The organism is Pantoea sp. FN0305 (assembly GCF_050113845.1).
GTDB lineage: Bacteria > Pseudomonadota > Gammaproteobacteria > Enterobacterales > Enterobacteriaceae > Mixta > Mixta alhagi.
Genome location: NZ_JBNJSN010000009.1, coordinates 1 through 23,895, shown reverse-complemented (window position 1 = coordinate 23,895; position 23,895 = coordinate 1). Strand labels below are relative to the sequence as shown.

The 23,895-nt window shown below is 53.1% G+C and carries 23 protein-coding genes, 1 tRNA gene and 2 rRNA genes; 17 read left to right on the top strand and 9 right to left on the bottom strand.

Features of this window, described 5'->3' with window-relative positions; translation table 11 throughout:
• Positions 1 to 20: 20 nt before the first annotated feature.
• The 6 genes from rng to csrD all read right to left on the bottom strand — a co-directional run bounded on the left by rng (position 21) and on the right by csrD (position 6,997).
• Positions 21 to 1,490, bottom strand: a complete 1,470-nt coding sequence (gene rng, locus ACQE3Y_RS17045; protein WP_250651580.1) for a ribonuclease G — start codon at positions 1,488 to 1,490, stop codon at positions 21 to 23.
• Entirely contained in the window at positions 1,490 to 2,077 is a 588-nt protein-coding gene (locus ACQE3Y_RS17040; protein ID WP_426982145.1) for a Maf family protein, read from the bottom strand. Before ACQE3Y_RS17040 ends, rng begins: the two co-directional genes overlap by 1 nt.
• Positions 2,078 to 2,085: 8 nt before the next feature.
• Positions 2,086 to 2,574, bottom strand: a complete 489-nt coding sequence (mreD, locus tag ACQE3Y_RS17035; RefSeq protein ID WP_085068391.1) for a rod shape-determining protein MreD — start codon at positions 2,572 to 2,574, stop codon at positions 2,086 to 2,088.
• Entirely contained in the window at positions 2,571 to 3,629 is a 1,059-nt protein-coding gene (mreC, locus tag ACQE3Y_RS17030) for a rod shape-determining protein MreC (protein ID WP_426982144.1), read from the bottom strand. Before mreC ends, mreD begins: the two co-directional genes overlap by 4 nt.
• 69 nt (positions 3,630 to 3,698) lie before the next feature.
• A complete protein-coding gene (gene mreB / locus ACQE3Y_RS17025) occupies positions 3,699 to 4,742 on the bottom strand; it encodes a rod shape-determining protein MreB (RefSeq protein ID WP_003855260.1) in 1,044 nt (347 codons plus the stop codon).
• Between the two features lie 305 nt (positions 4,743 to 5,047).
• The gene (gene csrD, locus ACQE3Y_RS17020; protein ID WP_426974871.1) at positions 5,048 to 6,997 is read right to left on the bottom strand and encodes an RNase E specificity factor CsrD; all 1,950 of its coding nucleotides are present in this window, start codon (positions 6,995 to 6,997) and stop codon (positions 5,048 to 5,050) included.
• Between the two features lie 212 nt (positions 6,998 to 7,209).
• On the opposite strand from csrD, the gene ACQE3Y_RS17015 reads away from it, so the two are divergent.
• The 17 genes from ACQE3Y_RS17015 to ACQE3Y_RS16935 all read left to right on the top strand — a co-directional run bounded on the left by ACQE3Y_RS17015 (position 7,210) and on the right by ACQE3Y_RS16935 (position 23,301).
• Positions 7,210 to 8,193, top strand: a complete 984-nt coding sequence (locus tag ACQE3Y_RS17015) for an MDR family oxidoreductase (protein ID WP_426982143.1) — start codon at positions 7,210 to 7,212, stop codon at positions 8,191 to 8,193.
• Between the two features lie 118 nt (positions 8,194 to 8,311).
• Positions 8,312 to 9,316, top strand: coding sequence for a protein-methionine-sulfoxide reductase catalytic subunit MsrP (gene msrP, locus ACQE3Y_RS17010; protein ID WP_426982142.1), 1,005 nt, complete (start codon positions 8,312 to 8,314; stop codon positions 9,314 to 9,316).
• A complete protein-coding gene (gene msrQ, locus ACQE3Y_RS17005; RefSeq protein ID WP_426982141.1) occupies positions 9,317 to 9,922 on the top strand; it encodes a protein-methionine-sulfoxide reductase heme-binding subunit MsrQ in 606 nt (201 codons plus the stop codon).
• Positions 9,923 to 10,157: 235 nt separating this feature from the next.
• Positions 10,158 to 10,610 carry a type II 3-dehydroquinate dehydratase gene (gene aroQ / locus ACQE3Y_RS17000; RefSeq protein ID WP_250651574.1) on the top strand — a complete coding sequence of 151 codons (453 nt, stop codon included), beginning with the start codon at positions 10,158 to 10,160 and terminating at the stop codon, positions 10,608 to 10,610.
• Between the two features lie 21 nt (positions 10,611 to 10,631).
• Positions 10,632 to 11,099, top strand: a complete 468-nt coding sequence (accB, locus tag ACQE3Y_RS16995; RefSeq protein WP_426974875.1) for an acetyl-CoA carboxylase biotin carboxyl carrier protein — start codon at positions 10,632 to 10,634, stop codon at positions 11,097 to 11,099.
• Positions 11,100 to 11,110: 11 nt separating this feature from the next.
• Positions 11,111 to 12,460, top strand: coding sequence for an acetyl-CoA carboxylase biotin carboxylase subunit (accC, locus tag ACQE3Y_RS16990; protein ID WP_426974876.1), 1,350 nt, complete (start codon positions 11,111 to 11,113; stop codon positions 12,458 to 12,460).
• A 59-nt stretch (positions 12,461 to 12,519) separates the two neighbouring features.
• A complete protein-coding gene (locus tag ACQE3Y_RS16985) occupies positions 12,520 to 12,780 on the top strand; it encodes a YhdT family protein (protein WP_426974877.1) in 261 nt (86 codons plus the stop codon).
• Complete coding sequence (gene panF, locus ACQE3Y_RS16980; RefSeq protein ID WP_426974878.1) at positions 12,770 to 14,221, top strand: sodium/pantothenate symporter; 1,452 nt, start codon at positions 12,770 to 12,772, stop codon at positions 14,219 to 14,221. The genes ACQE3Y_RS16985 and panF overlap by 11 nt, the downstream gene beginning before the upstream one ends.
• A gap of 11 nt (positions 14,222 to 14,232) precedes the next feature.
• Complete coding sequence (gene prmA, locus ACQE3Y_RS16975) at positions 14,233 to 15,114, top strand: 50S ribosomal protein L11 methyltransferase (protein ID WP_250651571.1); 882 nt, start codon at positions 14,233 to 14,235, stop codon at positions 15,112 to 15,114.
• Positions 15,115 to 15,285: 171 nt separating this feature from the next.
• Positions 15,286 to 16,020 (top strand): carbonic anhydrase, encoded by a 735-nt coding sequence (locus ACQE3Y_RS16970; RefSeq protein ID WP_426982140.1) that lies wholly within the window; start codon positions 15,286 to 15,288, stop codon positions 16,018 to 16,020.
• Positions 16,021 to 16,331: 311 nt separating this feature from the next.
• Positions 16,332 to 17,297, top strand: a complete 966-nt coding sequence (dusB, locus tag ACQE3Y_RS16965) for a tRNA dihydrouridine synthase DusB (protein WP_250651569.1) — start codon at positions 16,332 to 16,334, stop codon at positions 17,295 to 17,297.
• A 24-nt stretch (positions 17,298 to 17,321) separates the two neighbouring features.
• Positions 17,322 to 17,618: a DNA-binding transcriptional regulator Fis gene (gene fis, locus ACQE3Y_RS16960; RefSeq protein ID WP_000462905.1), complete on the top strand. Its 297-nt coding sequence runs from the start codon at positions 17,322 to 17,324 to the stop codon at positions 17,616 to 17,618.
• Positions 17,619 to 17,810: 192 nt separating this feature from the next.
• Complete coding sequence (gene lpxP, locus ACQE3Y_RS16955) at positions 17,811 to 18,731, top strand: kdo(2)-lipid IV(A) palmitoleoyltransferase (protein ID WP_250651568.1); 921 nt, start codon at positions 17,811 to 17,813, stop codon at positions 18,729 to 18,731.
• A 417-nt stretch (positions 18,732 to 19,148) separates the two neighbouring features.
• Entirely contained in the window at positions 19,149 to 20,174 is a 1,026-nt protein-coding gene (locus ACQE3Y_RS16950; RefSeq protein WP_426982139.1) for an amino acid ABC transporter substrate-binding protein, read from the top strand.
• 65 nt (positions 20,175 to 20,239) lie between these two features.
• On the top strand, positions 20,240 to 21,418 hold the full coding sequence (locus ACQE3Y_RS16945) for an amino acid ABC transporter permease (RefSeq protein ID WP_426982138.1): 1,179 nt from the start codon (positions 20,240 to 20,242) through the stop codon (positions 21,416 to 21,418).
• Positions 21,419 to 21,433: 15 nt separating this feature from the next.
• On the top strand, positions 21,434 to 22,534 hold the full coding sequence (locus ACQE3Y_RS16940; protein WP_426982137.1) for an amino acid ABC transporter permease: 1,101 nt from the start codon (positions 21,434 to 21,436) through the stop codon (positions 22,532 to 22,534).
• An 11-nt stretch (positions 22,535 to 22,545) separates the two neighbouring features.
• Positions 22,546 to 23,301, top strand: a complete 756-nt coding sequence (locus ACQE3Y_RS16935) for an amino acid ABC transporter ATP-binding protein (RefSeq protein WP_426982136.1) — start codon at positions 22,546 to 22,548, stop codon at positions 23,299 to 23,301.
• A 179-nt stretch (positions 23,302 to 23,480) separates the two neighbouring features.
• Here the strand turns inward: ACQE3Y_RS16935 and rrf (ACQE3Y_RS16930) are convergent.
• The 3 genes from rrf (ACQE3Y_RS16930) to rrf (ACQE3Y_RS16920) form a co-directional block, all read right to left on the bottom strand.
• Positions 23,481 to 23,596: ribosomal RNA gene (gene rrf, locus ACQE3Y_RS16930) — 5S ribosomal RNA — on the bottom strand.
• Positions 23,597 to 23,682: 86 nt separating this feature from the next.
• Positions 23,683 to 23,758: transfer RNA gene (locus tag ACQE3Y_RS16925), tRNA-Thr, on the bottom strand.
• A 14-nt stretch (positions 23,759 to 23,772) separates the two neighbouring features.
• Positions 23,773 to 23,888, bottom strand: a 5S ribosomal RNA gene (rrf, locus tag ACQE3Y_RS16920).
• Positions 23,889 to 23,895: the final 7 nt, after the last annotated feature.

The window sequence follows — 23,895 nt, the reverse complement described above, 5'->3', positions numbered from 1 at the left end:
ACCAAAATATTAACCAGATTTTACATCATCACCACGTCAAACTGCTCCTGGGTATAGAGCGGTTCGATCTGCACCTTTACCTGCTTGCCGACAAACAGCTCTACTTCAGCCAGCGCATGCGACTCTTCGCTTTTCAGCGCTTCGCCAACGGTGGGTGAAACATAGACCAAAAAGCGGTCGGAGTCATAAGCATGATGAACGCGTACAATTTCACGCATGATCTCGTAGCAGACGGTTTCCACCGTTTTCAGCGTACCGCGTCCTTTACAGACCGGACAATCCTGGCATAAGACATGCTCAATGCTTTCGCGGGTACGCTTACGCGTCATCTCCACCAGCCCCAGCGCCGAAAAACCGTTGATGCTGGTTTTCACCCGATCTTTACTCAGCGCGCTGTCCAGCGAGTGCAGTACGCGACGGCGATGTTCTTCATTATTCATATCGATAAAATCGATAATGATGATGCCGCCCAGGTTACGCAGCCGCAGCTGACGTGCGATCGCCTGCGTCGCTTCGATATTGGTGTTAAAAATGGTCTCATCCAGATTGCGATGCCCCACAAAGGCACCGGTATTGATATCGATAGTCGTCATTGCTTCCGTCTGGTCGATAATCAAATAGCCGCCCGATTTCAGCTCAACCTTGCGATCGAGCGAACGCTGGATCTCATTTTCCACATCATAAAGATCGAAAATCGGCTGACGTCCGCTGTAATGTTCCAGCTTGGCTGTCATTTCCGGCATATATTCTGAGGTGAACTCCAGCAACAGCTCATAGGTCAGCCGTGAATCAACGCGAATGCGATCGAGCGCGGCGCCAGCGAAATCACGCAGTACGCGCTGCGCCAGCGCTAATTCGCCATACAGACGGCAGCGCGTTTTATTACGCTTTTTTCGCTCAATGACTTTGGTCCACAGGCGCTTGAGAAAAGCGGCATCCTGCGCCAGCTCCTCTTCGCCAATGCCTTCCGCCGCCGTGCGAATGATAAATCCACCCTGCTCATCGCAATAGGCGGAAACCACAGCTTTCAGACGGTCGCGCTCGGCTTCGCTTTCAATGCGCTGTGATACGCCAACGTGAGAGGCACCCGGCATAAAAACCAGATAGCGCGAAGGCAGGGTAATATCGGTGGTCAGACGCGCCCCTTTGGTGCCAAGCGGATCTTTCACCACCTGCACCATCAGATCCTGACCCTGACGCACCAGCTCTGCGATATCGCGGACGCTGAAATTCTTCTGTTCTTCGCCAGCCACGCATTCGGTATGCGGCATAATATCGGAGGCATGCAGAAACGCCGCTTTGTCCAGGCCGATGTCCACAAAAGCAGCCTGCATGCCTGGCAAAACCCGACTTACGCGACCTTTGTAGATATTGCCGACGATGCCGCGCTTCGCTTCGCGCTCAATATGGATTTCCTGCAGGATACCGCCGTCAATATAGGCCACGCGTGTTTCTGATGGCGTGACGTTAACCAGTAGCTCAGCCGTCATCATGTCCCCTTACTTACCTCACGCAACGATTGAAAATGGCTGAGCAGTTCGCTGGTTTCCACCAGCGGCAGGCCAACCACGGCGTGATAGCTTCCGTTAATTTTTCTGACAAAATTGCCGCCAAGCCCCTGTATACCGTATGCGCCCGCCTTATCCATCGGTTCGCCGCTGGCGATGTACGCCTGAATATCCTGTGCCGTCAGCAGCCGGAAGGTCACATCCGTTGTCACCAGACAGTCAAGCTCACGCTGACGATCCGCCAGCGCCACGGCCGTCAGTACCTGATGCGTCTGGCCAGAGAGACGCGTCAGCATCTCTGCAGCATGCAGCGCATCGCGCGGTTTTTCCAGCACTTCGCCGTTCAGTACCACAATCGTATCAGCGCCCAGCACCGGCAGATCCTGCGGTGCCACAGCCACGCCCGCCTGCGCTTTTTCCCGCGCCAGCCGACGCACATATTGCAGCGCGCTCTCGTCCTCCCGGCGCTGCTCTTCTACGTCGGTAATAACACGTTCAAAATGCAGGCCAAGCTGCGTCAGCAGTTCACGACGACGCGGTGAACCGGAGGCAAGATAAAGGGATAACATAGTTGTCCTTACTGAACAGCGAATTGACGACGAATCTTTCTCATCAATAAGAATAGCCAGGGCCACAAAATACCGTCTACCACGCTACTCCAGAAAATCTCTGGTCGGAACGAAATATTGATAACTAAAAACTCAGCCCAGAAAACAATGACATCCATTGCCAGCGACAGCACCATAACCATTAACGCCTGTTGCCACAACGCCAGGTTACGGAAAAGCTGAAATTTGAAAGCGACCAGATAGGCGATAATGCTCAGCGCCAGCGCCCGTACCCCCAGCGTGGAGCCGGAGATCAGATCCATAATGCCGCCCATGACAAAACCGGTGCCAACGCTCACCCGATGCGGTAGCGCCAGCAGCCAGTAAATCAGGATCAGTAGCAGCCAGGAGGGACGAAACATATAAAAATTGTCCGGCCACGGCATAATTTGCAGGATCAGCGCCACCAGAAAGGATAGCCAGATAACCCAGCGGCCATGGCTGCGATAGCGACTCAAGGACGGCCTCCCTGCGCGGCAGGCTGGCTGCCCGGTACGGCGGTGCGGCTATCGGTTGAAGGCGTCGCTAAGGCAGGCGTTGAAGGATTTGCCTGCGCCGGCGCGCCTTCAGCGGCTGGCGGTAACGGCGGCCCCATTTCTCCGGCTGGCGGCAGCACCTGCGGCATCATCTGCATCAGGCGCTCGTTCGCTACCCGATGCACTTCATCCGGTGCCATCGGCATATCGCCGTTACGATCTGCGCCCCACAGCAGCAGCAAATAGCGCAGACGCTGCAGCCCTGCCGTTGGACGCGCCTGAATCACCGTGTAGGCGCGCTGCGTATCCACTTTCACGGATGATACTACCGCGACCGGATACCCTTCCGGGAAACGCCCGCCGAGGCCGGAGGTGACCAGCACGTCGCCAACGCGAATATCGGTATTGCCCGGCAGATGCTCTAGCTGCAGATCTTCGGTGCAGCCGTTGCCGGCAGCGATAACGCGAATATCATTACGCAGCACCTGAATCGGCAGAGCATGAGACGCATCGCAAATCAGCAGTACGCGGCTGGTCATCTGCCCCACCGCAATCACCTGCCCGACCACGCCCTTATCGCTGATTACCGGCTGTCCTTCATAGACGCCATTGACGCTGCCTTTATCAATCACCACCTGATCGGTATAGGGATCGGTGCCGGTAGAAATCACCTGAGTCACCATTTTATGCTCATCCTGACGCAGCGGCGATCCTAACAGCTCGCGCAGACGCGCATTTTCCTGCCGGTATTGTCCCAGCATCAGCAGCTCAGTGTTTTTCAGAAAGAGTTCGCGCTGCAGCGCTTTATTTTCCTTTTCAAGCTGCTGGCGAGAGGCCAGCGTTTCAGCAACGCTGTCCAGAATTTGTCGTGGCCCATTGGCCAGAAAATAGAATGGACTTACGGCCGTGTCCATATAGTTACGGATTTGGGTAAACGAACCCACGCGGCTGTCGGCGACAATGATGCCGATGGCCACAATAACCGCCAGAAAAAGGCGGAGCTGCAGGGAGGGCCCCCTGCTGAAAATTGGCTTCATAAACTCTGCGTATTCCCCGACATCAAAAAAAGGGAGTGTTGCTTTCGCCGTGCACTCCCTTCTGGCAGATTATTCTTCGCTGAACAAATCGCCGCCGTGCATGTCGATCATTTCCAACGCTTTACCGCCGCCACGAGCGACACAGGTCAACGGATCTTCCGCTACCACGACCGGAATGCCGGTCTCTTCCATCAGCAGGCGATCAAGATTACGTAATAGCGCGCCGCCGCCGGTCAGGACCATGCCGCGCTCTGAAATATCGGATGCCAGCTCTGGCGGACACTGTTCAAGCGCAACCATTACAGCGCTAACGATACCGGTCAGCGGTTCTTGCAGGGCTTCCAGGATTTCGTTGGAATTAAGGGTAAAGCCACGCGGCACGCCCTCAGCCAGATTACGGCCGCGCACTTCGATTTCGCGAACCTCATCACCCGGATAGGCAGAACCGATTTCATGCTTGATACGTTCTGCGGTTGCTTCACCAATCAGTGAGCCGTAGTTACGGCGTACATAATTAATAATAGCTTCATCAAAACGATCGCCGCCGATACGTACGGAGGAGGAGTAGACCACACCGTTAAGAGAAATCACCGCGACCTCGGTGGTACCGCCACCAATATCCACCACCATAGAACCGGTTGCTTCAGATACCGGCAGGCCTGCGCCGATTGCGGCAGCCATTGGCTCTTCGATCAGGAAAACTTCACGCGCGCCTGCTCCCTGAGCAGATTCGCGAATTGCGCGGCGCTCAACCTGAGTAGCGCCGACCGGAACGCATACCAGCACGCGCGGGCTGGGACGCATAAAACTGTTGCTATGCACCTGCTTAATAAAGTGTTGCAGCATTTTCTCAGTAACAAAGAAATCAGCGATTACGCCATCTTTCATTGGACGAATAGCGGCAATATTGCCTGGCGTACGACCAAGCATCTGTTTTGCATCATGACCGACAGCCGCAACGCTCTTGGGAGAGCCGGCACGATCCTGGCGGATGGCAACGACTGAGGGCTCATTCAGCACGATACCCTGGCCTTTGACGTAGATCAGGGTATTCGCGGTACCCAGGTCAATGGACAAGTCGTTGGAAAACATGCCACGAAATTTTTTAAACATACTAAAGGATAATCCTGCAAGCTGGGGGCGGAAAATAAAATCCGCTTACTTTACCAACCACGCGAAGCCGCCACAAGGCGCAAAAACGTTCTACTTCGGTGAAAAATCAAGCTATCTCGCGCTTGTTACCATGTTATCGAACTGATGCAGCAATATTCGGCCGAAAAAGCAGCTGAATACCCGCGAAATCGGGCTGATAAGCGGACATAACAGTTATAAAATCTAACATTTAAATTCCACGGCGGTTGGCAGCCGCAAATAGCCGCTGGCTCCTTAACCGCGCGCCATTATGTCAAATCATCCGGCTAAACCCGAACTCTTTGCGAATATTTTTTCACATTACTATTAACCAGTTGTGAAGTAGAGAAAAAGTCGCCCTGGCCACCTGCAACGCCAAGCGCTGACAGCATTTGCCACTCTTCCCGCGTTCTGACGCCTGCGGCGAAAACCTGCGTCGGCGTCATGCTGCACACCTCAATTAAGCTTTTCACAAACAGCTGGTTTTCAGTTCGTCTTTCAATATTACGCACCAGACCCGGATGAAGCTTAATAAGCTCAACGCCCGCCTGGGTAATATAGGCGGTGCTGACTACCGTTAAGCCAGCCTGGCTGACCGCCAGACGACAGCCAAAACCTTTAAGCAATCGCAGCGCCGGTTGCAAACGATTGAAGTGTTGACACACTTCTGCCTCAGCAAGTTCAAATAAAAAACGTTGCCGCTGCGATTTAGTACACTGCAGCAGCATATCGCGCAGCGTTCGCTGAAACGTCGGCTGTAATAATGAATCAATCGTCATCGGCACCGCCAGCGTCTCTTCCGGCCAGCAGGCAGAGAGCGTCATAATACGCTGCATCAGCTGATGGTCGTACGCCTCAGCCAGCCCCATCTGCTGCACTAACGGCATAAACTCTGCTGCCTGCAGCTCTTTTTCGCCGTCAAAAATGCGCGGCAACATTTCACGATGATGCACCTGACCATCGCGCAGTACGGCCGGCTTTTGATAGAGCCGTGGGCCGCCGCGCTTCAGCGTATGCTCCAGCAGCGTACGCCATTGAACGCTGCCGCGTCCGCCATCCACATCCATTCCTTCCGCCGTCACCCATGTGTTGCCGCCCTGCAACGCAGCATGGCGTGTGGCCTGCTCAACGCTCTCCATCACCTGTTGTGTGGTTTGTCCGCTACGCCAGGCGCTAATGCCGATATAAATCATATTTTGCCGATCGATCATTGCCGTCGGCGGCAGCGCATCAACCGCTTTGATTAGATGAGCCGCGATGCCGTCCGCCTCTTTTAGCGTGCGGTGCGGCAACAGCACCATAAAATCACTGCGAAAATAGCGCGCCAGCAGAGCGCCGGAATAGCGCATAACAAACGTCGAAAGCATATTAACCAGAGAAAAGAGATAATCCTGTACCGCCCCGCTGCCCCATTTTTCACTCAGGCTGTCAAAATCGGGCAGACGGATCATCATTACCACGCCGTGGGTGCCCACTTTTTCCTGATCTTCTAATAGGGTCGCCAGTTGATTATCAAAAAAGAGCCTATTATTCAGGCCGGTCGCCGCATCCTGCGCGGTAAAGGCGCGGATAAGAGTATCAATGCGGGTACGCTGCTCGCCCGCTTCCTGGAGATCGTCCAGCAGCAGATCGATAGCCGTGGAGGCTTTCGATGGCCACTCATTGACGTTGCCGCGACCAATCCCGCGCCGTTCGCCGTCAATAATGCGTTCTGCTCGCTTTTCCAGACTCTCCATTCCTTTGAGTTGACGCCATAACCAGCGCTGCGTAGGCACCAGCAACAGCAACATAAATGCCGCTACCAGCACAACGGCAATGATTACCGAGGAACCGATAAAAGATTTAAACCAGGTATTCGCCGGATCAAGTACCTCAACACGCAACACCCAGCCGGGCTGATGCATTAGCGGCAGATCGTAACGGCGGAAGCGATTGGGAACGTCATCGAGTAGAGGATACTGACGGTGAGAAAGCGCAAGAATGGCCTTTTCTTTACTGAGGATATGTAAGCGTTCTATATCCATAAGCGGCATTGTACGCTGTAACCATGGCGTCAGTTCAGCTGGACTTTGAGTCAGCAGCGCCTGATCCACTTCTGTTTTCAGCGTCTCTATCTGCTGCTCGGCCCATTCGCTACGTAGCCAGAAAAAGCTCAGCGTGCTGCCCACCAACATTAATACTATTGCCAGAGTAATAAGCAGCGTTACAAACGCTGAGAGTTTTGTGGTTGATCGCATCCCTGTGCCTTTTTCACTGCGTTATGACCACGCCGCAACGATGAGAAGCGGGTGTCAGAGGGTAAACATATGGAGGTTATTCGCCCGGCCAGCGCTAAAAAATCAATAGCCTGCGATTTATTTGCGGCGGGTCAGCCTCTGCTACCATTCGGCGAGTATAGTTGCCAAAGACTTTATCGTTACCATCGACTCACAAAATTCAGGAGAATCTCATGCAGGCTTTACTGATTGAACAAGCTGACGGCGCTTATCACGCAGCGCTGAGCGATATTTCGCCACAGCAGTTGCCGCCAGGTAATGTGACGGTAGATGTTAGCTGGTCGGGCATCAACTATAAAGATGCGCTGGCAATTACCGGTAAAGGCAAAATTGTTCGCCAGTTTCCGATGGTGCCCGGCATCGATTTTGCGGGCACCGTGCACCACAGCGAAGATCCGCGCTTCCATGTGGGACAGCAGGTTTTACTAACCGGCTTTGGCGTGGGTGAAACGCACTGGGGTGGCCTGGCGGAACAGGCGCGAGTCGATGGCGACTGGCTGGTGCCGCTGCCGGAAGGACTGACGGCGCGTCAGGCAATGATTTTAGGCACGGCGGGTTTTACTGCCATGCTGTGCGTTATGGCGCTGGAGGAAGGCGGCATCACCCCGGATAAAGGTGATGTGCTGGTGACTGGTGCCAGCGGCGGCGTCGGCAGTACGGCAGTGGCTCTGCTCAGCGCGCTGGGCTACCAGGTCACCGCCGTCAGCGGCCGGGACAGCAATACGGATTACTTGCGTCAGCTTGGTGCCGCTAAGGTGCTACCGCGCAGCGAGTTTGCTGCCGAAAGCCGCCCGCTGGAGAAACAGCGCTGGGCAGGCGCGATCGATACTGTTGGTGATAAGGTGCTGGCCTCGGTGCTGGCGCAAATGCACTATTCCGGCGTGGTGGCCGCCTGTGGTTTGGCTGGCGGATACGCGCTGCCCACCTCTGTCATGCCTTTTATTCTGCGCAATGTTCGTTTGCAGGGCGTGGATTCGGTGCAAACGCCAGCGCCCCGACGGATTGAAGCCTGGAAACGCCTGGTGAAAACCATACCGGCCAGCTTCTTTCAACAGGCTACCACCGAGGTGACATTATCGGCAGCGGCTGATGCCGCCCAGCGCCTGCTGGATAATAAAGTCACGGGTCGTACGCTGGTGAAAATCGCGCAGGGATAATGCACGCCAGGAAATTTCATATTTTCACCTGAAAACCTGCGCTGGTTCGACGTTTTGCTTCATGCTTAGTTATCTGCTCTCCGCCAGCGCTGCGGAGGGCCTGCACAGGAGTAGAACCATGAAGCCGGTAAATAAGCTCACCGAAGCGGATATCACCCCCGAAACGATTTTCCACCAGCAGCGTCGTCAGGTGCTTAAGGCGCTGGGTTTAGGCGCGGCGGCGCTCAGCGTGCCGGGAGGCGCACGGGCCGATGTGCTTTCCTGGTTCAGGGGCAACGATCGTCCGCCTGCGCCCGCTGGCCGCCCGCTGGATTTCAGCAAACCCGAGGCGTGGCAGTCCGCGTTGCCGCTCACGCCAGAGGACAAAGTCAGCGGTTACAACAACTTTTATGAATTTGGTCTGGATAAAGCGGACCCTGCCGCCAACGCCGGCACGCTGAAAACGGAAAACTGGAAAATCCGCATCGACGGTGAAGTGGCGAAACCGCTCACGCTGGATATGGACGATATCTTTAAACGCTTTCCCCAGCAGCAGCGTATTTACCGTATGCGCTGCGTGGAGGCCTGGTCGATGGTGATCCCCTGGGTCGGCTTCGAGCTGGGCGCGCTGCTGAAAGCCGTTGAACCCACCAGTCATGCGCGCTATGTCGCCTTCCAGACGCTTTATGCGCCCGATCAGATGCCAGGACAAAAAGATCGCTTTATTGGCGGTGGACTGGATTATCCCTATGTTGAAGGGCTGCGTCTGGATGAAGCGATGCATCCGCTGACGCTGCTTACCACCGGCGTTTACGGCAAAGCGCTGCCGCCGCAAAACGGCGCTCCAATCCGCCTGACGGTGCCGTGGAAGTATGGTTTTAAAGGCATTAAATCGATTGTTCATATCAGGCTAACGCGTGAGCAGCCGCCAACGACCTGGAATCAGCTGGCACCGAATGAGTACGGCTTCTTTGCCAACGTCAACCCGTATGTAGACCATCCGCGTTGGTCGCAGGCCAGCGAACGCTTTATCGGCAGCGGCGGCATTCTGGATGTGAAACGTCAGCCGACGCAGCTCTTTAACGGCTATGCCGGGCAGGTTGGGTCGCTCTACCGCGGGCTTGATTTAAGGGAGAATTACTGAGTGCGCCTGACGTTAAAACAGATAACGGGGCTGAAGGTTCTGCTGCACCTGGCGGGATTACTGCCCTTGCTGTGGCTGATATTTTCCATCCTGCAGGGCACAGGATTTAGCGCCGATCCGGCAAAAGATGTTCAGCATTTTACCGGGCGTATGGCGCTAAAGTTTTTGCTGGCTACGCTGCTGGTGTCTCCGCTGGCGCGCTATGGCCGTCAGCCGCTGCTGATTCGTGTGCGCCGCCTGCTGGGTTTATGGTGCTTTGCCTGGGCTACGCTGCATCTGGTGAGCTATGCGCTGTTGGAACTGGGAATCAGTAATCTGTCGCTGCTGGGTTCAGAGCTTATTTCACGTCCCTATTTAACGCTGGGCATTATCAGCTGGGCGATGCTGCTGGCGCTGGCGGTAACCTCATTACAAAAATTCCAGCGTAAAATGGGACCTCGCTGGCAAACGCTGCATAACTTTGTCTATCTGGTGGCGATTCTCGCGCCAGTTCACTATATCTGGTCCGTAAAAGCACTCTCTCCGCAGCCGCTTATTTACGCATTACTGGCCATAATCCTGCTGGCCTGGCGTTATAAGAAATTTCGCCGATGGTGGTCTAAATAGCGGCATAATTTGTGCCGCATCCCACATATCTGTCTAACTCCCAGGAAACTTTTGCCGCCTGCGTTGATAATCTCCGCAGATACGACCAGTATTTAGCTGCGAAAAGTAACGAAATAGATATAATGCCCGGCTTCGGTTGCTATGAAAGACTCTTTTTCACTTCAGAAAGGTGACAAATGGCTTTTCACGAGGTATTTTACGCGATGCCTCACTTATTGCAGGAGATAGCAGCAAAATGGCGCATGATTTTCATATTCTGCTCTTGAATGGCCCCAACCTCAATTTATTGGGGACGCGTGAGCCAGACAAATATGGGCATGACACGCTGTCCGGGATCGTAGACGATCTGACATCGCAGGCCAGCGCGTTAAATGTGAAATTAAGCCATTTACAGTCGAATGCAGAACACGTTCTGATTGATCGTGTTCACGAGGCGAAAGGCAATGTTGATTACATCATTATCAACCCGGCGGCGTTCACGCATACCAGCGTTGCGCTACGTGATGCGTTGCTGGCGGTGGATATTCCTTTTATCGAGGTACATATCACCAACGTGCATGCCCGTGAGTCTTTCCGCCACCATTCCTGGCTTTCTGATATTGCTGCCGGCGTAATCTGTGGACTTGGCGTCGACGGTTACTCCTGGGCTTTACAAACGGCAGTAAAACGCCTGTCAAAATCAAATTAAACAGAGTACGGAACCACACTCATGGATATTCGTAAGATTAAAAAACTGATCGAACTGGTTGAAGAATCCGGTATCGCTGAACTTGAAATTTCCGAAGGCGAAGAATCAGTTCGTATCAGCCGCGCACCTGCAGCCGCTCCTTATCCCATGATGCAACAGGCTTACGCCGTACCGGCTCCGCAGCCGGCGCTGGCGACCGCCGTTGCCCCAGCCAGCGCGCCGGCTATTGAATCGCCTGCTGCCGCTGAACTGAGTGGTCACATTGTTCGCTCACCGATGGTCGGGACGTTCTACCGTACCCCTAGCCCGGACGCTAAAGCGTTTGTTGAAGTGGGCCAGAAGGTGAATATCGGCGATACCCTGTGCATCGTTGAAGCCATGAAAATGATGAACCAGATCGAAGCAGACAAGGCGGGCGTGGTTAAAGCTATCCTGGTCGAGAGCGGTCAACCTGTTGAGTTTGACGAGCCGCTGGTCGTCATCGAATAACGAGGCGAACCATGCTGGATAAAATTGTTATTGCCAACCGTGGTGAGATTGCCCTGCGTATTTTGCGTGCCTGTAAAGAATTAGGCATCAAAACCGTTGCAGTACACTCCACCGCGGATCGTGATTTAAAACATGTGCTGTTGGCAGACGAGACTGTTTGTATCGGTCCGGCGCCGTCTGTAAAAAGTTATCTGAATATTCCGGCGTTGATCTCCGCTGCGGAAATCACCGGCGCGGTAGCTATTCACCCGGGCTACGGCTTCCTGTCAGAAAACGCTGATTTTGCCGAGCAGGTTGAGCGCTCCGGCTTTATTTTCATCGGCCCTCGTGCCGAAACGATTCGTCTGATGGGCGATAAAGTTTCCGCGATTAACGCGATGAAAAAAGCGGGCGTGCCTTGCGTGCCTGGCTCTGACGGCCCGCTGGGCGATGATATGGATAAGAACCGGTCGATCGCGAAACGCATCGGCTATCCGGTCATTATCAAAGCCTCCGGCGGCGGCGGCGGACGCGGTATGCGCGTTGTCCGCAGCGATAAAGAGCTGGAAAACTCCATCAGCATGACGCGTGCGGAAGCGAAAGCCGCTTTCAACAACGACATGGTTTATATGGAGAAGTACCTGGAAAACCCACGCCACATCGAAATTCAGGTGTTGGCTGACGGCCAGGGCAACGCGATCTACTTGGCTGAACGCGACTGTTCTATGCAGCGCCGTCACCAGAAAGTCGTGGAAGAAGCGCCTGCACCAGGTATTACCGCTGAAATGCGCCGTTATATCGGTGAGCGCTGCACCCAGGCCTGCGTTGAGATCGGCTATCGCGGCGCGGGTACTTTTGAGTTCCTGTATGAAAACGGCGAGTTCTACTTTATTGAGATGAACACCCGTATTCAGGTTGAGCATCCGGTGACCGAAATGATTACCGGCGTGGATCTGATCAAAGAGCAGCTGCGTGTGGCTGCAGGTCAGCCGCTGTCGATCAAGCAGGAAGAAGTTGTGGTGAAAGGCCACGCGGTGGAGTGCCGTATCAACGCGGAAGATCCGAATACGTTCCTGCCAAGTCCGGGCAAAATCACGCGCTTCCATGCGCCGGGTGGTTTTGGTGTACGTTGGGAATCGCATATTTATGCCGGTTACACCGTACCGCCGTACTATGACTCCATGATTGGCAAGCTGATCACTTACGGTGAAAACCGTGACGTGGCGATTGCCCGCATGAAAAACGCGCTGGCTGAGCTGATCATCGACGGGATTAAAACCAACGTCGAACTGCAGATGAAGATCATGTGCGATGAAAACTTCCAGCACGGTGGTACCAATATCCACTATCTGGAGAAAAAGCTGGGTCTGGCAGAGAAATAATTTTTCTGTTGCCCTGTCTGAGGCCGGCTTGTCCGGCCTTTTTCTTTCTGGTTTTGCTGATGATGAAAAGCACTTCTCTCGATACGCGCTTTATTCAGGCACACCGTGAGGCCCGCTGGTCCTTCTGGCTGGCAGTGGCTTATCTTACCGTCTGGGCGCTTGCAGCCTGGCTGGGCGGTGTACAACCCGGCTTTACCGGCCTGCCGCGCTGGTTCGAGCTTTCCTGTCTGTTTGCGCCCCTACTGTTTATTTTCCTGTGCTGGTTGATGGTTCGCGTCTGCTTCCGTGATATTCCGCTGGAGGATGATGATGCAAACTGAAGTTATTCTTCCCCTGCTTGGTTACCTGCTGCTGATTGCCCTGCTCTCGGTCTACGCCATGCGTAAACGTCGTCAGGGAAACTTTCTTAACGAATATTTTCTTGGCGGACGCTCTATGGGCGGCTTCGTACTGGCAATGACGCTGACCACTACCTATATCAGCGCCAGCTCCTTTATTGGCGGGCCTGGCGCAGCATATAAATATGGGCTGGGCTGGGTACTGCTGGCGATGATTCAGGTTCCCGCCGTTTGGTTATCGCTTGGTGTGCTGGGTAAAAAGTTCGCCATTCTGGCGCGACGTTACAATGCGGTGACCCTTAACGATATGCTTTATGCGCGCTACCGCAGCTCGCTGGTGGTTTGGCTGGCCAGCATTAGCCTGCTGGTGGCGTTTGTTGGTGCCATGACCGTACAGTTTATCGGCGGCGCCCGGCTGCTGGAAACCGCAGCTGGCATTCCATACGATACCGGTTTGCTGATTTTCGGCGGTACCATTGCGCTCTATACCGCGTTCGGTGGTTTTCGTGCCAGCGTGCTGAACGATGCAATGCAGGGATTGGTGATGCTGATCGGCACCTTTTTGCTGCTGTTCGCCGTGATACATGAGGCAGGCGGTATGCATGCGGCGGTGAGTAAACTGCAGCATATCGATCCACGTCTGGTCACGCCGCAGGGCGTCGATAATATTATTACGCCTACTTTTCTCTCTTCTTTTATTGTTCTGGTCTGTTTTGGCGTTATCGGCCTGCCCCATACCGCCGTGCGTTGCATCTCCTATAAAAACAGCAAAGCGGTGCATCGCGGCATTATCGTTGGCACGATAGTGGTTTCGGTGATGGTGTTTGGTATGCATTTGGCTGGTGCGCTCGGTCGTGCGCTGCTGCCCGATCTGACTATCCCGGATCGGGTTATTCCCACCCTGATGCTGACCGTCCTGCCACCCTTTGCCGCCGGGATCTTTCTGGCCGCGCCGATGGCGGCAATTATGTCGACGATCAATGCTCAGCTGCTGCAATCCTCTGCAACGATCGTTAAAGATCTTTATCTGCGGCTTTATCCACAGCAGCTGGAGAACGAGCCACGGCTGCGCCGTCTTTCCGGCATCGTTACGCTGGTGCTGGGGATGTTGCTGCTGCTGGCGGCGTGGAATCCGCCCGATATGTTGATCTGGCTGAATCTGCTGGCGTTCGGCGGGCTGGAGGCGGTCTTTCTCTGGCCGCTGGTGTTAGGCCTCTATTGGGAAAAAGCCAATGCCGCCGGCGCTCTGAGTGCGATGATTGTCGGCGCGACCTGTTATACCCTGTTGGCAGCGCTGCAGCTGCAGCCAGCAGGCTTTCATCCTATCGTGCCGGCCCTGCTGTTAAGCCTGCTGGCATTTATTATCGGTAACCAGTTTGGTCGCCCGGCTTCAGCGTCGGACGCCTCCTCACTGTATGAATAAAGAGAATCGCTATGCCCTGGATACAAATCAAGATCAACACAACCGGCGCGGATGCAGAAGCGCTGGGTGACCTGTTAATGGAACAGGGAGCCGTGTCGGTAACCTTCCAGGATACTCACGATACGCCGGTGTTTGAGCCGCTGCCGGGCGAGACGCGCCTGTGGGGCGATACCGATGCTATCGGCCTGTTTGATGCCGAAACGGATATGGCGGAAGTGGTTAGCCTACTGGAGCAGGATCCGCTGCTGGGCCAGGGCTTTCGCCATAAGATCGAACAGATCGAAGATAAAGACTGGGAACGCGAATGGATGGAAAATTTCCATCCGATGCGCTTTGGGCAACGTTTATGGATCTGCCCAAGCTGGCGCGACGTGCCCGATCCCACTGCGGTTAATGTGATGCTCGATCCGGGTCTCGCTTTTGGAACCGGTACGCATCCCACGACCGCGATGTGCCTGAGCTGGCTTGACGGGCTGGATCTACAGGGCAAAACCGTGATCGATTTCGGCTGTGGCTCCGGTATTCTCGCTATCGCAGCCCTGAAGCTTGGCGCTGCGCAGGCGATCGGGATCGATATCGATCCGCAGGCCATTCAGGCCAGCCGCGATAATGCCGAACGCAATGGCGTATCCGAACGCTTATCGCTCTATCTGCCCCACCAGCAGCCGGATAACCTGAGCGCTGATGTGGTGGTCGCGAATATCCTTGCCGGACCGCTACGTGAGCTGGCACCGCTTATCAGCGTCCTGCCGAAAACGGGTGGCCATTTAGGTCTGTCGGGTATTCTTGCCAGTCAGGCAGACAGCGTTTGTGAAGCTTACAGCGAACGCTTTGAGCTTGACCCTGTGGCGGAAAAAGAGGAATGGTGCCGCATTACCGGTATTCGCCGCTAAGCCTGCCTGCCCGCGCGTTGTGAACGGCTATCGCAACGCGCCATTTCCTTTTTCCTCTTTTCTACTTACAGATAACTGTCTGCTTTTTGTACTATCAGCACGGTTCAAAGCTTCCTGCTTCGATCGGTAAGGCGCTGAGACGCCTCTGATAAACAAAAAAGGGATAGCAAGATGCAAAAAACAATAGCCGTGCTGCTGAGCTTGCCGCTGGCCTGGGCGGCATCGGCCCTTGCGGAAAATCAATGGTCATATGAAGGGAGTGCTTCACCAGGGCACTGGAGCGAACTCAACGAGCAGTGGTTTTTCTGCAATAAAGGACGATACCAGTCACCCATTGATATCAGCGATCCTGTAGCGGGAAATCTGCCGCCGTTAACGGTTGATTTCTCCACCCTGGCAGCCAGCATTATCAACAACGGTCACACGATCCAAATCGCTGTTGGGCATGGAAATAGCTTTATGCTGGACAGGCAAAGCTGGGAGCTAAAGCAGTTCCATTTTCATACCCCGAGCGAAAATCATATCAACGGTCAAAGCTTTCCGCTGGAGGTGCATTTCGTTCATGCTAACCGTAATGGTGAATGGGCGGTAGTCGCCGTCATGCTGGTAGCCGGTAAGCCCAATCCAGCGCTGGACTGGATCCTTGATGCGTTGCCGCAACGGCAAAATCAGGAAAAAGCGCTGCATAAAAACCTCTCTTTTGCATCGCTTTTTCCACAGGATAAACATTATTACCGGTTCAGCGGTTCCCTGACCACCCCGCCCTGTACGGAAGGCGTGATATGGCTGGTAATGAAACAGCCGGTGGAAGCATCAAAAGCGCAGCTGGCACGTTTTGCGCAAGCGATGCACAGGGCAAATAACCGCCCATTGCAGCCGCTCCATGGCCGGCAAATTGTGGAATAAGTGTGCCTTAACGCTATCCAGGTAAAGCCATAGCGGGTTTCAGAGGGGTTATTGATGTTATATCTGTGGTTTTAAGCGCCGGAAAGCCGCTTTTATCCTGTGGATGAGATCACATTTTAATAAAAATCTTTGCTCACAATTTAAGCGCGAAATTTTAAACTCATGTTTTTAAAGGATAAACTTTGAAGGGTCATGGAGTAACCGACTTTTCTATGATTTTCACCCAATGATTGTTCAAAGTTTGGCCTTTCATCTTCAGTAAAAAATGCGTAATATACGCCGCCTTGCGAGTAGATACGGTCACTTCTTTCATGCGCATTGGACAACACCAGCTCCGTAATCAACTGATAGCCGCTCCGATGGCCGGTATTACTGACAGGCCTTTCAGAACGCTCTGTTATCAGATGGGGGCCGGAATGACCGTTTCCGAGATGATGTCGTCAAACCCAGAGGTTTGGGCCAGCGATAAGTCTCGTTTGCGTATGGTACATAGTGACGAGCCCGGAATTCGCGCCGTGCAGATTGCCGGTTGCGATCCTGATGAAATGGCTGAAGCGGCACGGATTAATGTTGCGTCCGGCGCTCAGGTTATTGATATCAATATGGGCTGCCCGGCCAAAAAAGTTAATCGTAAGATGGCAGGCTCTGCGCTGCTGCAATATCCCGACGTGGTGAAGAATATTCTTACCGCTGTGGTTAATGCAGTAGAGGTGCCGGTTACCTTAAAGATTCGTACCGGCTGGGATAGAGATAATCGTAATTGCACTGAAATTGCCCAATTGGCTGAACGTTGTGGTATCCAGGCTTTGACCATTCATGGCCGAACCCGCGCCTGTTTGTTCAATGGCAACGCTGAATACGACAGCATTCGGACAGTTAAGCAGAACGTTTCCATTCCGGTTATCGCGAACGGAGACATTACTGACCCGCACAAGGCCAGGGCGGTGCTCGACTATACAGGAGCTGATGCTCTGATGATAGGACGCGCCGCTCAGGGAAGACCGTGGATCTTCCGGGAAATCCAGCATTATCTGGACACTGGGGAGTTGCTCCCACCCATGCCGCTGGCAGAAGTGAAGCGCTTGCTCATCGGGCATATACGGGAACTGCACGACTTTTACGGTCACGGCAAGGGATACCGTATTGCACGAAAACACGTTTCCTGGTATCTCCAGGAAAACGCCCCAAACGACCAGTTTCGGCGCACATTCAACGCCATTGAGGATGCCAGCGAACAGCTGGAGGCGTTGGAGGCATACTTCGAAAAACTTGCGTAAACGAAATAAAGAGCTGACAGAACTATGTTCGAACAACGCGTAAATTCTGACGTACTGACCGTTTCTACCGTTAACTCACAGGATCAGGTGACGCAAAAGCCGCTGCGTGATTCGGTAAAACAGGCACTGAAGAACTATTTTGCTCAACTGAATGGTCAGGATGTTAATGATCTGTATGAGCTGGTACTGGCTGAAGTAGAGCAGCCTCTGTTGGACATGGTGATGCAATATACCCGTGGCAACCAGACCCGTGCAGCCCTGATGATGGGTATCAACCGCGGTACGCTGCGTAAGAAACTGAAAAAATACGGCATGAATTAATTTCTTCGCTGTGAAAAAAGGCGCTCCATTCGGATGCGCCTTTTTTAATGTCTGGACCTCAAGAATTGTCCGTTTTTTGTAAATCTGGCCTGCCCGGCCTAACTTCTGTGTACCATCGTTGTCTGAGAAACTGTACCGCGACTGATTGCCATCTTTATGCGTTACATCTTTTTTTACGCATATGAGAGCGTCATGAAATCATCACCACGTTTTACCCTTGATATGCTGCATCCTCGCCACTGGCTTACCTGGTTTGGTCTTGGCGTTCTGTTTCTGTTGGTTCAGCTTCCTTTTCCGCTGCTTGAGAAGCTGGGTGTCTGGATGGGTCGTACCTCGATGCGCTTTTTGCCGCGCCGCGTACGTATTACACGTCGTAATTTAGAGCTCTGCTTCCCCGATCTTAGCCCATCTGAGCTGGAACAGCGCATCATCCATAATTTCGAATCGTTAGGCATGGGCCTGATGGAAACCGGCATGGCGTGGTTTTGGTCCGACGCACGCGTAAAGCGCTGGTTTACCGTTAATGGTTTACATAACCTCCATGCAGCACAGAAAAACAAACGCGGCGCGCTGATTATTGGCGTGCATTTTATGTCGCTGGAATTGGGCGGCCGCACGATGGGTCTGTGTCAGCCGATGATGGCGATGTACCGCCCGCATAACAACAAGCTGATGGAATGGGTGCAAACCAAAGGCCGTATGCGCTCTAATAAAGCCATGATCGATCGTCGTGACCTGCGCGGTATGGTAAAAGCGCTTAAGCAAGGCGAGGCCGTATGGTTTGCTCCCGATCAGGATTACGGCCCGAAAGGCAGCGTATTCGCTCCGCTTTTTGCGGTTCCGCAGGCGGCGACCACTAACGGTACCTTTATGCTGGCCCGCATGGCGAAACCGGCGATGATTACCGTGGTGTTGATTCGTAAAGAGCGCGGCCAGGGATATGAACTGGTTATACAGCCAGAGCTGGAAAACTATCCGCTGGAAGATGAACAGGCTGCCGCTGCCTATATGAATAAAATTATTGAACGGGAAATTCTGCGCGCGCCCAGCCAATATCTATGGCTACACCGACGTTTTAAAACCCGTCCGGTAGGCACTGCCTCACTCTATTAGTTAATCCGATCGATGAAAGCCCGTTAGTGGTAACACTAACGGGCTTTTTTATGCAGGTTGCGGCACAAGTGTAATGTGCGCGCCAGTTCACATTCCAGTTATCCTCTTTAACTCTTTAACTCTTTAACTCTTAAACTCTTGCACTCTTGCACTCTTGCACTCTTGCACTCTTGCACTCTTGCACTCTTGCACTCTTTGTGATCGCCACACCTTACCTCGCCTCATACTGGTGCGCGATAGTAGCCAAACTTTTCCGTTACCTTCCGTTATTAATCGCGTTTCTACAAAGAACCAGGATCCTGCAATTCTGGCACTCTCCTTGCACTGTTGTGAATGGCTAACCGCCGCAGACAGGAAAAGCGCAGCACAAGCGCTCGTCACCCCATAACGATATGATCACGCCACACAGGATGATTTATGAATAAAATGATGCTTTCCGCTGTGTTAGCTACCGCGTCGCTGCTGGCTATCGCGAATCAGGCTCATGCCGGCGCTACGCTTGACGCCATTAAAAAGAAAGGGTTTATTCAGTGCGGGATTAGCGATGGTCTGCCAGGATTTTCCTGGGCTGATGCCAACGGTAAATTTACCGGACTGGATGTCGATTTGTGCCGGGCCACCGCCGCTGCGCTATTTGGCGACGCAAGCAAAGTTAAATATACCCCGCTTACCGCTAAAGAGCGCTTTACTGCCCTGCAATCGGGAGAAGTGGATATTTTATCGCGTAACACGACATGGACATCCTCACGCGACGGCGGGATGGGCTTCCTGTTTGCTGGCGTCAACTACTATGATGGCATCGGCTTTCTTACCCATAACAAAGCCGGGCTGAAAAGTGCGAAAGAGCTTGATGGTGCCACCGTATGTATCCAGGCCGGGACCGATACTGAGCTAAACGTGGCGGATTACTTTAAAGCAAACAAGATGCAGTACACGCCCGTAACCTTCGATCGCTCCGATGAGTCAGCGAAGGCGCTCGACAGCGGTCGCTGCGATACGCTGGCTTCCGATCAGTCACAACTCTATGCCTTGCGCATCAAGCTGGGCAAGCCTGACGAATTTATTGTCCTGCCTGAAGTGATTTCAAAAGAACCGCTTGGCCCGGTTGTTCGTCGAGGTGATGATGACTGGTTCACTATCGTAAAATGGTCTTTCTACGCCATGCTGAATGCCGAAGAGATGGGCATCAACTCGAAAAACGTCGACCAAATGGTGGCCAAACCCAGCACGCCGGATATGGCGCATTTGCTGGGTTCAGAAGGCGATTTCGGTAAAAATCTGAAGCTGGATAATAAATGGGCTTATAACATCATCAAACAGGTCGGCAACTATCAGGAGAGTTTCGATCGCAACGTAGGTAAAGATAGCCCGCTTAAAATAGCGCGTGGGCAAAACGCGCTCTGGAAAGATGGCGGCATCCAATACGCGCCTCCCGTACGTTAATTCCTGCCAGTACACCGGGCACCGCTACGGTGCCCTCGCCAGTATTTTCGCTTTTGAGGTCGATCATGTCTCAACGCCCAACCGTGAAAAGGGACTTTTCATTCTCTAATCCTGCGGTTCGCGCCTGGCTTTACCAGATTTTCGCCGTTGTCGCCGTTTTCGCCGTAGTGGGATATCTCATCCATAATACCGTTCTCAATCTGGCCAACCGGGGCATTACCTCCGGCTTCGGCTTCCTGGAACGCAGCGCTGGTTTCGGGATCGTTCAGCACCTTATCGATTATTCTGACGGCGATACCTATGCGCGTGTTTTTCTGGTTGGCTTAACCAATACGCTGCTGGTCTCTGCGCTTTGTATTGTTTTTGCTTGCGTGCTGGGCTTTTTTATCGGTCTGGCGCGCCTTTCTGATAACTGGCTGCTGCGTAAAATCTCAACCTTCTATATCGAAACCTTCCGTAATATCCCGCCGCTGCTGCAAATATTCTTCTGGTACTTCGCCGTGCTGCGTAATTTGCCCGGGCCCAGGCAGGCGCTGAATGCTTTTGATCTGGCGTTTATCAGTAATCGCGGGCTTTATATTCCCTGGCCGGAGTATGCTCCGGGGACGTGGCCTTTTATCGTCGCCCTGCTGTTGGCCACTATCGCTACCGTTGCCCAGTTTCGTTTTAATCGCAACTATCAGTTGAAAACCGGCAGGCTACGCCGCACCTGGCCCGCAGCTGTAGCAATGCTGGTTATTTTACCGCTGATCGCACATTTGCTGTTCGGCGCGGCGATGCACTGGGATATTCCTGCACTGCGTGGTTTTAACTTTCGTGGCGGTTTTGTATTGATACCTGAACTGGCTGCGCTCACCCTGGCGCTCTCTATTTATACCTCTTCGTTTATTGCCGAGGTGATCCGTTCAGGCATTCAATCAGTACCGCATGGACAACATGAAGCAGCCATGTCGTTGGGCTTGCCTAATCCGGTTAGCTTGCGACAGGTCATCCTTCCGCAAGCGATGCGGGTCATTATTCCACCGCTAACCAGCCAGTATCTGAATATCGTAAAAAACTCCTCGCTGGCGGCTGCCATCGGCTATCCCGATATGGTTTCGCTGTTTGCCGGCACGGTTCTTAACCAGACCGGCCAGGCAATAGAGACGATTGCCATGACGATGGCGGTTTATCTGACGATCAGCCTGTTGATCTCGCTACTTATGAACATCTACAACCGCAAAATCGCCCTGGTTGAACGTTAAAAGGTACGGCTTACCATGACAGTAACCACACACGATCCGTCTCCCGTCCCGACAAATGTTGTTATGCGCATGTCGCGGTGGGCTCAGAAAAATCTTTTTTCCAGCTGGTTCAATACGCTGCTTACTTTGCTCTGCTTATGGATTATATGGAGCGTTATCCCGCCTGCGCTGAACTGGTTGATTTTTCAAGCTAACTGGTTTGGCGAAAGCCGTACCGACTGTACAAAAGAAGGGGCATGCTGGGTATTTATTCATGCCCGTTTTGGCCAATTTATGTATGGGCTTTATCCGCATGAACTGCGCTGGCGTATCAATATTACGTTAATCATCGGGCTGCTTTCTCTTATACCAATGTTTATCAGGCAAATGCCACGCCGTGGTCGCTATATTGCCGTCTGGGCTATGGTATTTCCCCTTTTTGTCTGGCTGATGCTCTATGGCGGTCTGTTTGGCCTTGAGCGCGTAGAAACGCGTCAATGGGGTGGTTTAACGCTGACGTTGATTATTGCGGCTGTTGGGATTGCCGGCGCTTTACCGCTGGGCATTTTACTGGCTCTGGGACGCCGCTCAACCCTGCCGGTGGTACGGGCGCTGTCAGTGATTTTCATTGAGTTCTGGCGCGGCGTGCCCCTGATTACCGTACTTTTTATGTCATCCGTTATGCTGCCGCTGTTTATGGCTGAGGGAACATCGATAGATAAGCTGGTACGGGCCCTGGTTGGCGTTATTTTCTTTCAGTCGGCCTATGTTGCAGAAGTGGTGCGCGGCGGATTACAGGCGTTGCCAAAAGGACAAACTGAAGCGGCGGAATCTTTGGCGCTCGGCTACTGGAAAACCCAACTGCTGGTTATTCTCCCTCAGGCTCTCAAACTCACCATCCCTGGCCTGGTCAATACCATTATCGCCCTGTTCAAAGATACCAGCCTGGTAATCATTATCGGTCTGTTTGATCTGTTCAGTAGCGTACAGCAGGCTACTGTCGATCCAGCCTGGCTCGGTACGTCGACCGAAGGCTACGTTTTTGCTGCGCTGGTTTACTGGATCTTTTGCTTCGGTATGTCGCGTTACAGTCAGCACCTTGAAAACCGTTTTAACACCGGGCGTAAAGCACATTAAGGAGTATTCTAATGAAACCAGTGACTCATTCTACAGATACAATGATTACGCTTGAAAATGTGAACAAGTGGTACGGGCAGTTTCATGTGCTGAAAAATATTAACCTCACGGTAAAACCGCGTGAACGTATCGTGCTGTGCGGCCCTTCTGGCTCCGGAAAATCAACAACAATACGCTGCATTAATCATCTTGAAGAGCATCAGCAGGGACGAATCATTGTGGATGGCATTCATTTAAATAACGACCTGCGCAATATTGAAAAAGTCCGTACTGAAGTCGGCATGGTATTCCAGCATTTTAATCTTTTCCCGCATCTCACAGTGTTGCAGAACTGTACCCTTGCGCCAATCTGGGTGCGAAAGACGCCAAAAAAAGAGGCTGAGGCGTTAGCGATACATTACCTTGAGCGGGTTCGTATCGCTGAACATGCCCATAAATTTCCCGGACAGATTTCTGGCGGTCAGCAGCAGCGGGTAGCGATTGCTCGTTCACTTTGTATGAAACCTAAAATTATGCTGTTCGATGAGCCAACATCAGCGCTTGATCCTGAGATGGTAAAAGAAGTTTTGGATACCATGATTGGTCTGGCAGAAGATGGTATGACGATGCTTTGCGTCACACATGAGATGGGATTCGCCCGTACCGTGGCCGATCGGGTGATTTTTATGGATTGCGGGGAGATTGTAGAACAGGCACCGCCTGAAGAATTCTTCGCGTATCCTAAATCAGAACGTACGCGTATGTTTTTATCGCAGGTTATTCATTAAGCCAGTTTTGAGATCTACTCCGAACTGGGCTGGGCTGGGCTGGGCTGGGCTGGGCTGGGCTGGGGTAGATAGTTTCTAACTGCCCAACAGAATATATCTATTAACGGCCGGCAAAACTTCTCTGATAAGCAGAAACGAAAAAGCCTCAGCTTTCGCTGAGGCTCTGTCGTTTATTTGATGCCTGGCAGTTCCCTACTCTCGCATGGGGAGACCCCACACTACCATCGGCGCTACGGCGTTTCACTTCTGAGTTCGGCATGGGGTCAGGTGGGACCACCGCGCTCTTGCCGCCAGGCAAATCTTTTTATAAGTTGTCTAAGACGACTTATTTAAACTGTTGCTTTTTAAGCATGGGCCACATTACTGCCGCCCTGATAAAACTGGTGCTGATACCCAGAGTCGAACTGGGGACCTCACCCTTACCAAGGGTGCGCTCTACCAACTGAGCCATATCAGCACACTAAATTTGATGCCTGGCAGTTCCCTACTCTCGCATGGGGAGGCCCCACACTACCATCGGCGCTGCGGCGTTTCACTTCTGAGTTCGGCATGGGGTCAGGTGGGACCACCGCGCTCTCGCCGCCAGGCAAATTC

Coding starts and splice junctions, on each gene's coding strand:
- fis (WP_000462905.1), top strand. CDS start 17,322: ATGTTCGAACAACGCGTAAATTCTGACGTACTGACCGTTTCTACCGTT.
- accB (WP_426974875.1), top strand. CDS start 10,632: ATGGATATTCGTAAGATTAAAAAACTGATCGAACTGGTTGAAGAATCC.
- csrD (WP_426974871.1), bottom strand. CDS start 6,997: ATGCGATCAACCACAAAACTCTCAGCGTTTGTAACGCTGCTTATTACT.
- msrP (WP_426982142.1), top strand. CDS start 8,312: ATGAAGCCGGTAAATAAGCTCACCGAAGCGGATATCACCCCCGAAACG.
- accC (WP_426974876.1), top strand. CDS start 11,111: ATGCTGGATAAAATTGTTATTGCCAACCGTGGTGAGATTGCCCTGCGT.
- panF (WP_426974878.1), top strand. CDS start 12,770: ATGCAAACTGAAGTTATTCTTCCCCTGCTTGGTTACCTGCTGCTGATT.
- dusB (WP_250651569.1), top strand. CDS start 16,332: ATGCGCATTGGACAACACCAGCTCCGTAATCAACTGATAGCCGCTCCG.
- mreB (WP_003855260.1), bottom strand. CDS start 4,742: ATGTTTAAAAAATTTCGTGGCATGTTTTCCAACGACTTGTCCATTGAC.
- ACQE3Y_RS16945 (WP_426982138.1), top strand. CDS start 20,240: ATGTCTCAACGCCCAACCGTGAAAAGGGACTTTTCATTCTCTAATCCT.
- ACQE3Y_RS17040 (WP_426982145.1), bottom strand. CDS start 2,077: ATGTTATCCCTTTATCTTGCCTCCGGTTCACCGCGTCGTCGTGAACTG.
- ACQE3Y_RS17015 (WP_426982143.1), top strand. CDS start 7,210: ATGCAGGCTTTACTGATTGAACAAGCTGACGGCGCTTATCACGCAGCG.
- ACQE3Y_RS16970 (WP_426982140.1), top strand. CDS start 15,286: ATGCAAAAAACAATAGCCGTGCTGCTGAGCTTGCCGCTGGCCTGGGCG.
- aroQ (WP_250651574.1), top strand. CDS start 10,158: ATGGCGCATGATTTTCATATTCTGCTCTTGAATGGCCCCAACCTCAAT.
- ACQE3Y_RS16985 (WP_426974877.1), top strand. CDS start 12,520: ATGATGAAAAGCACTTCTCTCGATACGCGCTTTATTCAGGCACACCGT.
- ACQE3Y_RS16940 (WP_426982137.1), top strand. CDS start 21,434: ATGACAGTAACCACACACGATCCGTCTCCCGTCCCGACAAATGTTGTT.
- lpxP (WP_250651568.1), top strand. CDS start 17,811: ATGAAATCATCACCACGTTTTACCCTTGATATGCTGCATCCTCGCCAC.
- mreC (WP_426982144.1), bottom strand. CDS start 3,629: ATGAAGCCAATTTTCAGCAGGGGGCCCTCCCTGCAGCTCCGCCTTTTT.
- ACQE3Y_RS16950 (WP_426982139.1), top strand. CDS start 19,149: ATGAATAAAATGATGCTTTCCGCTGTGTTAGCTACCGCGTCGCTGCTG.
- rng (WP_250651580.1), bottom strand. CDS start 1,490: ATGACGGCTGAGCTACTGGTTAACGTCACGCCATCAGAAACACGCGTG.
- ACQE3Y_RS16935 (WP_426982136.1), top strand. CDS start 22,546: ATGAAACCAGTGACTCATTCTACAGATACAATGATTACGCTTGAAAAT.
- prmA (WP_250651571.1), top strand. CDS start 14,233: ATGCCCTGGATACAAATCAAGATCAACACAACCGGCGCGGATGCAGAA.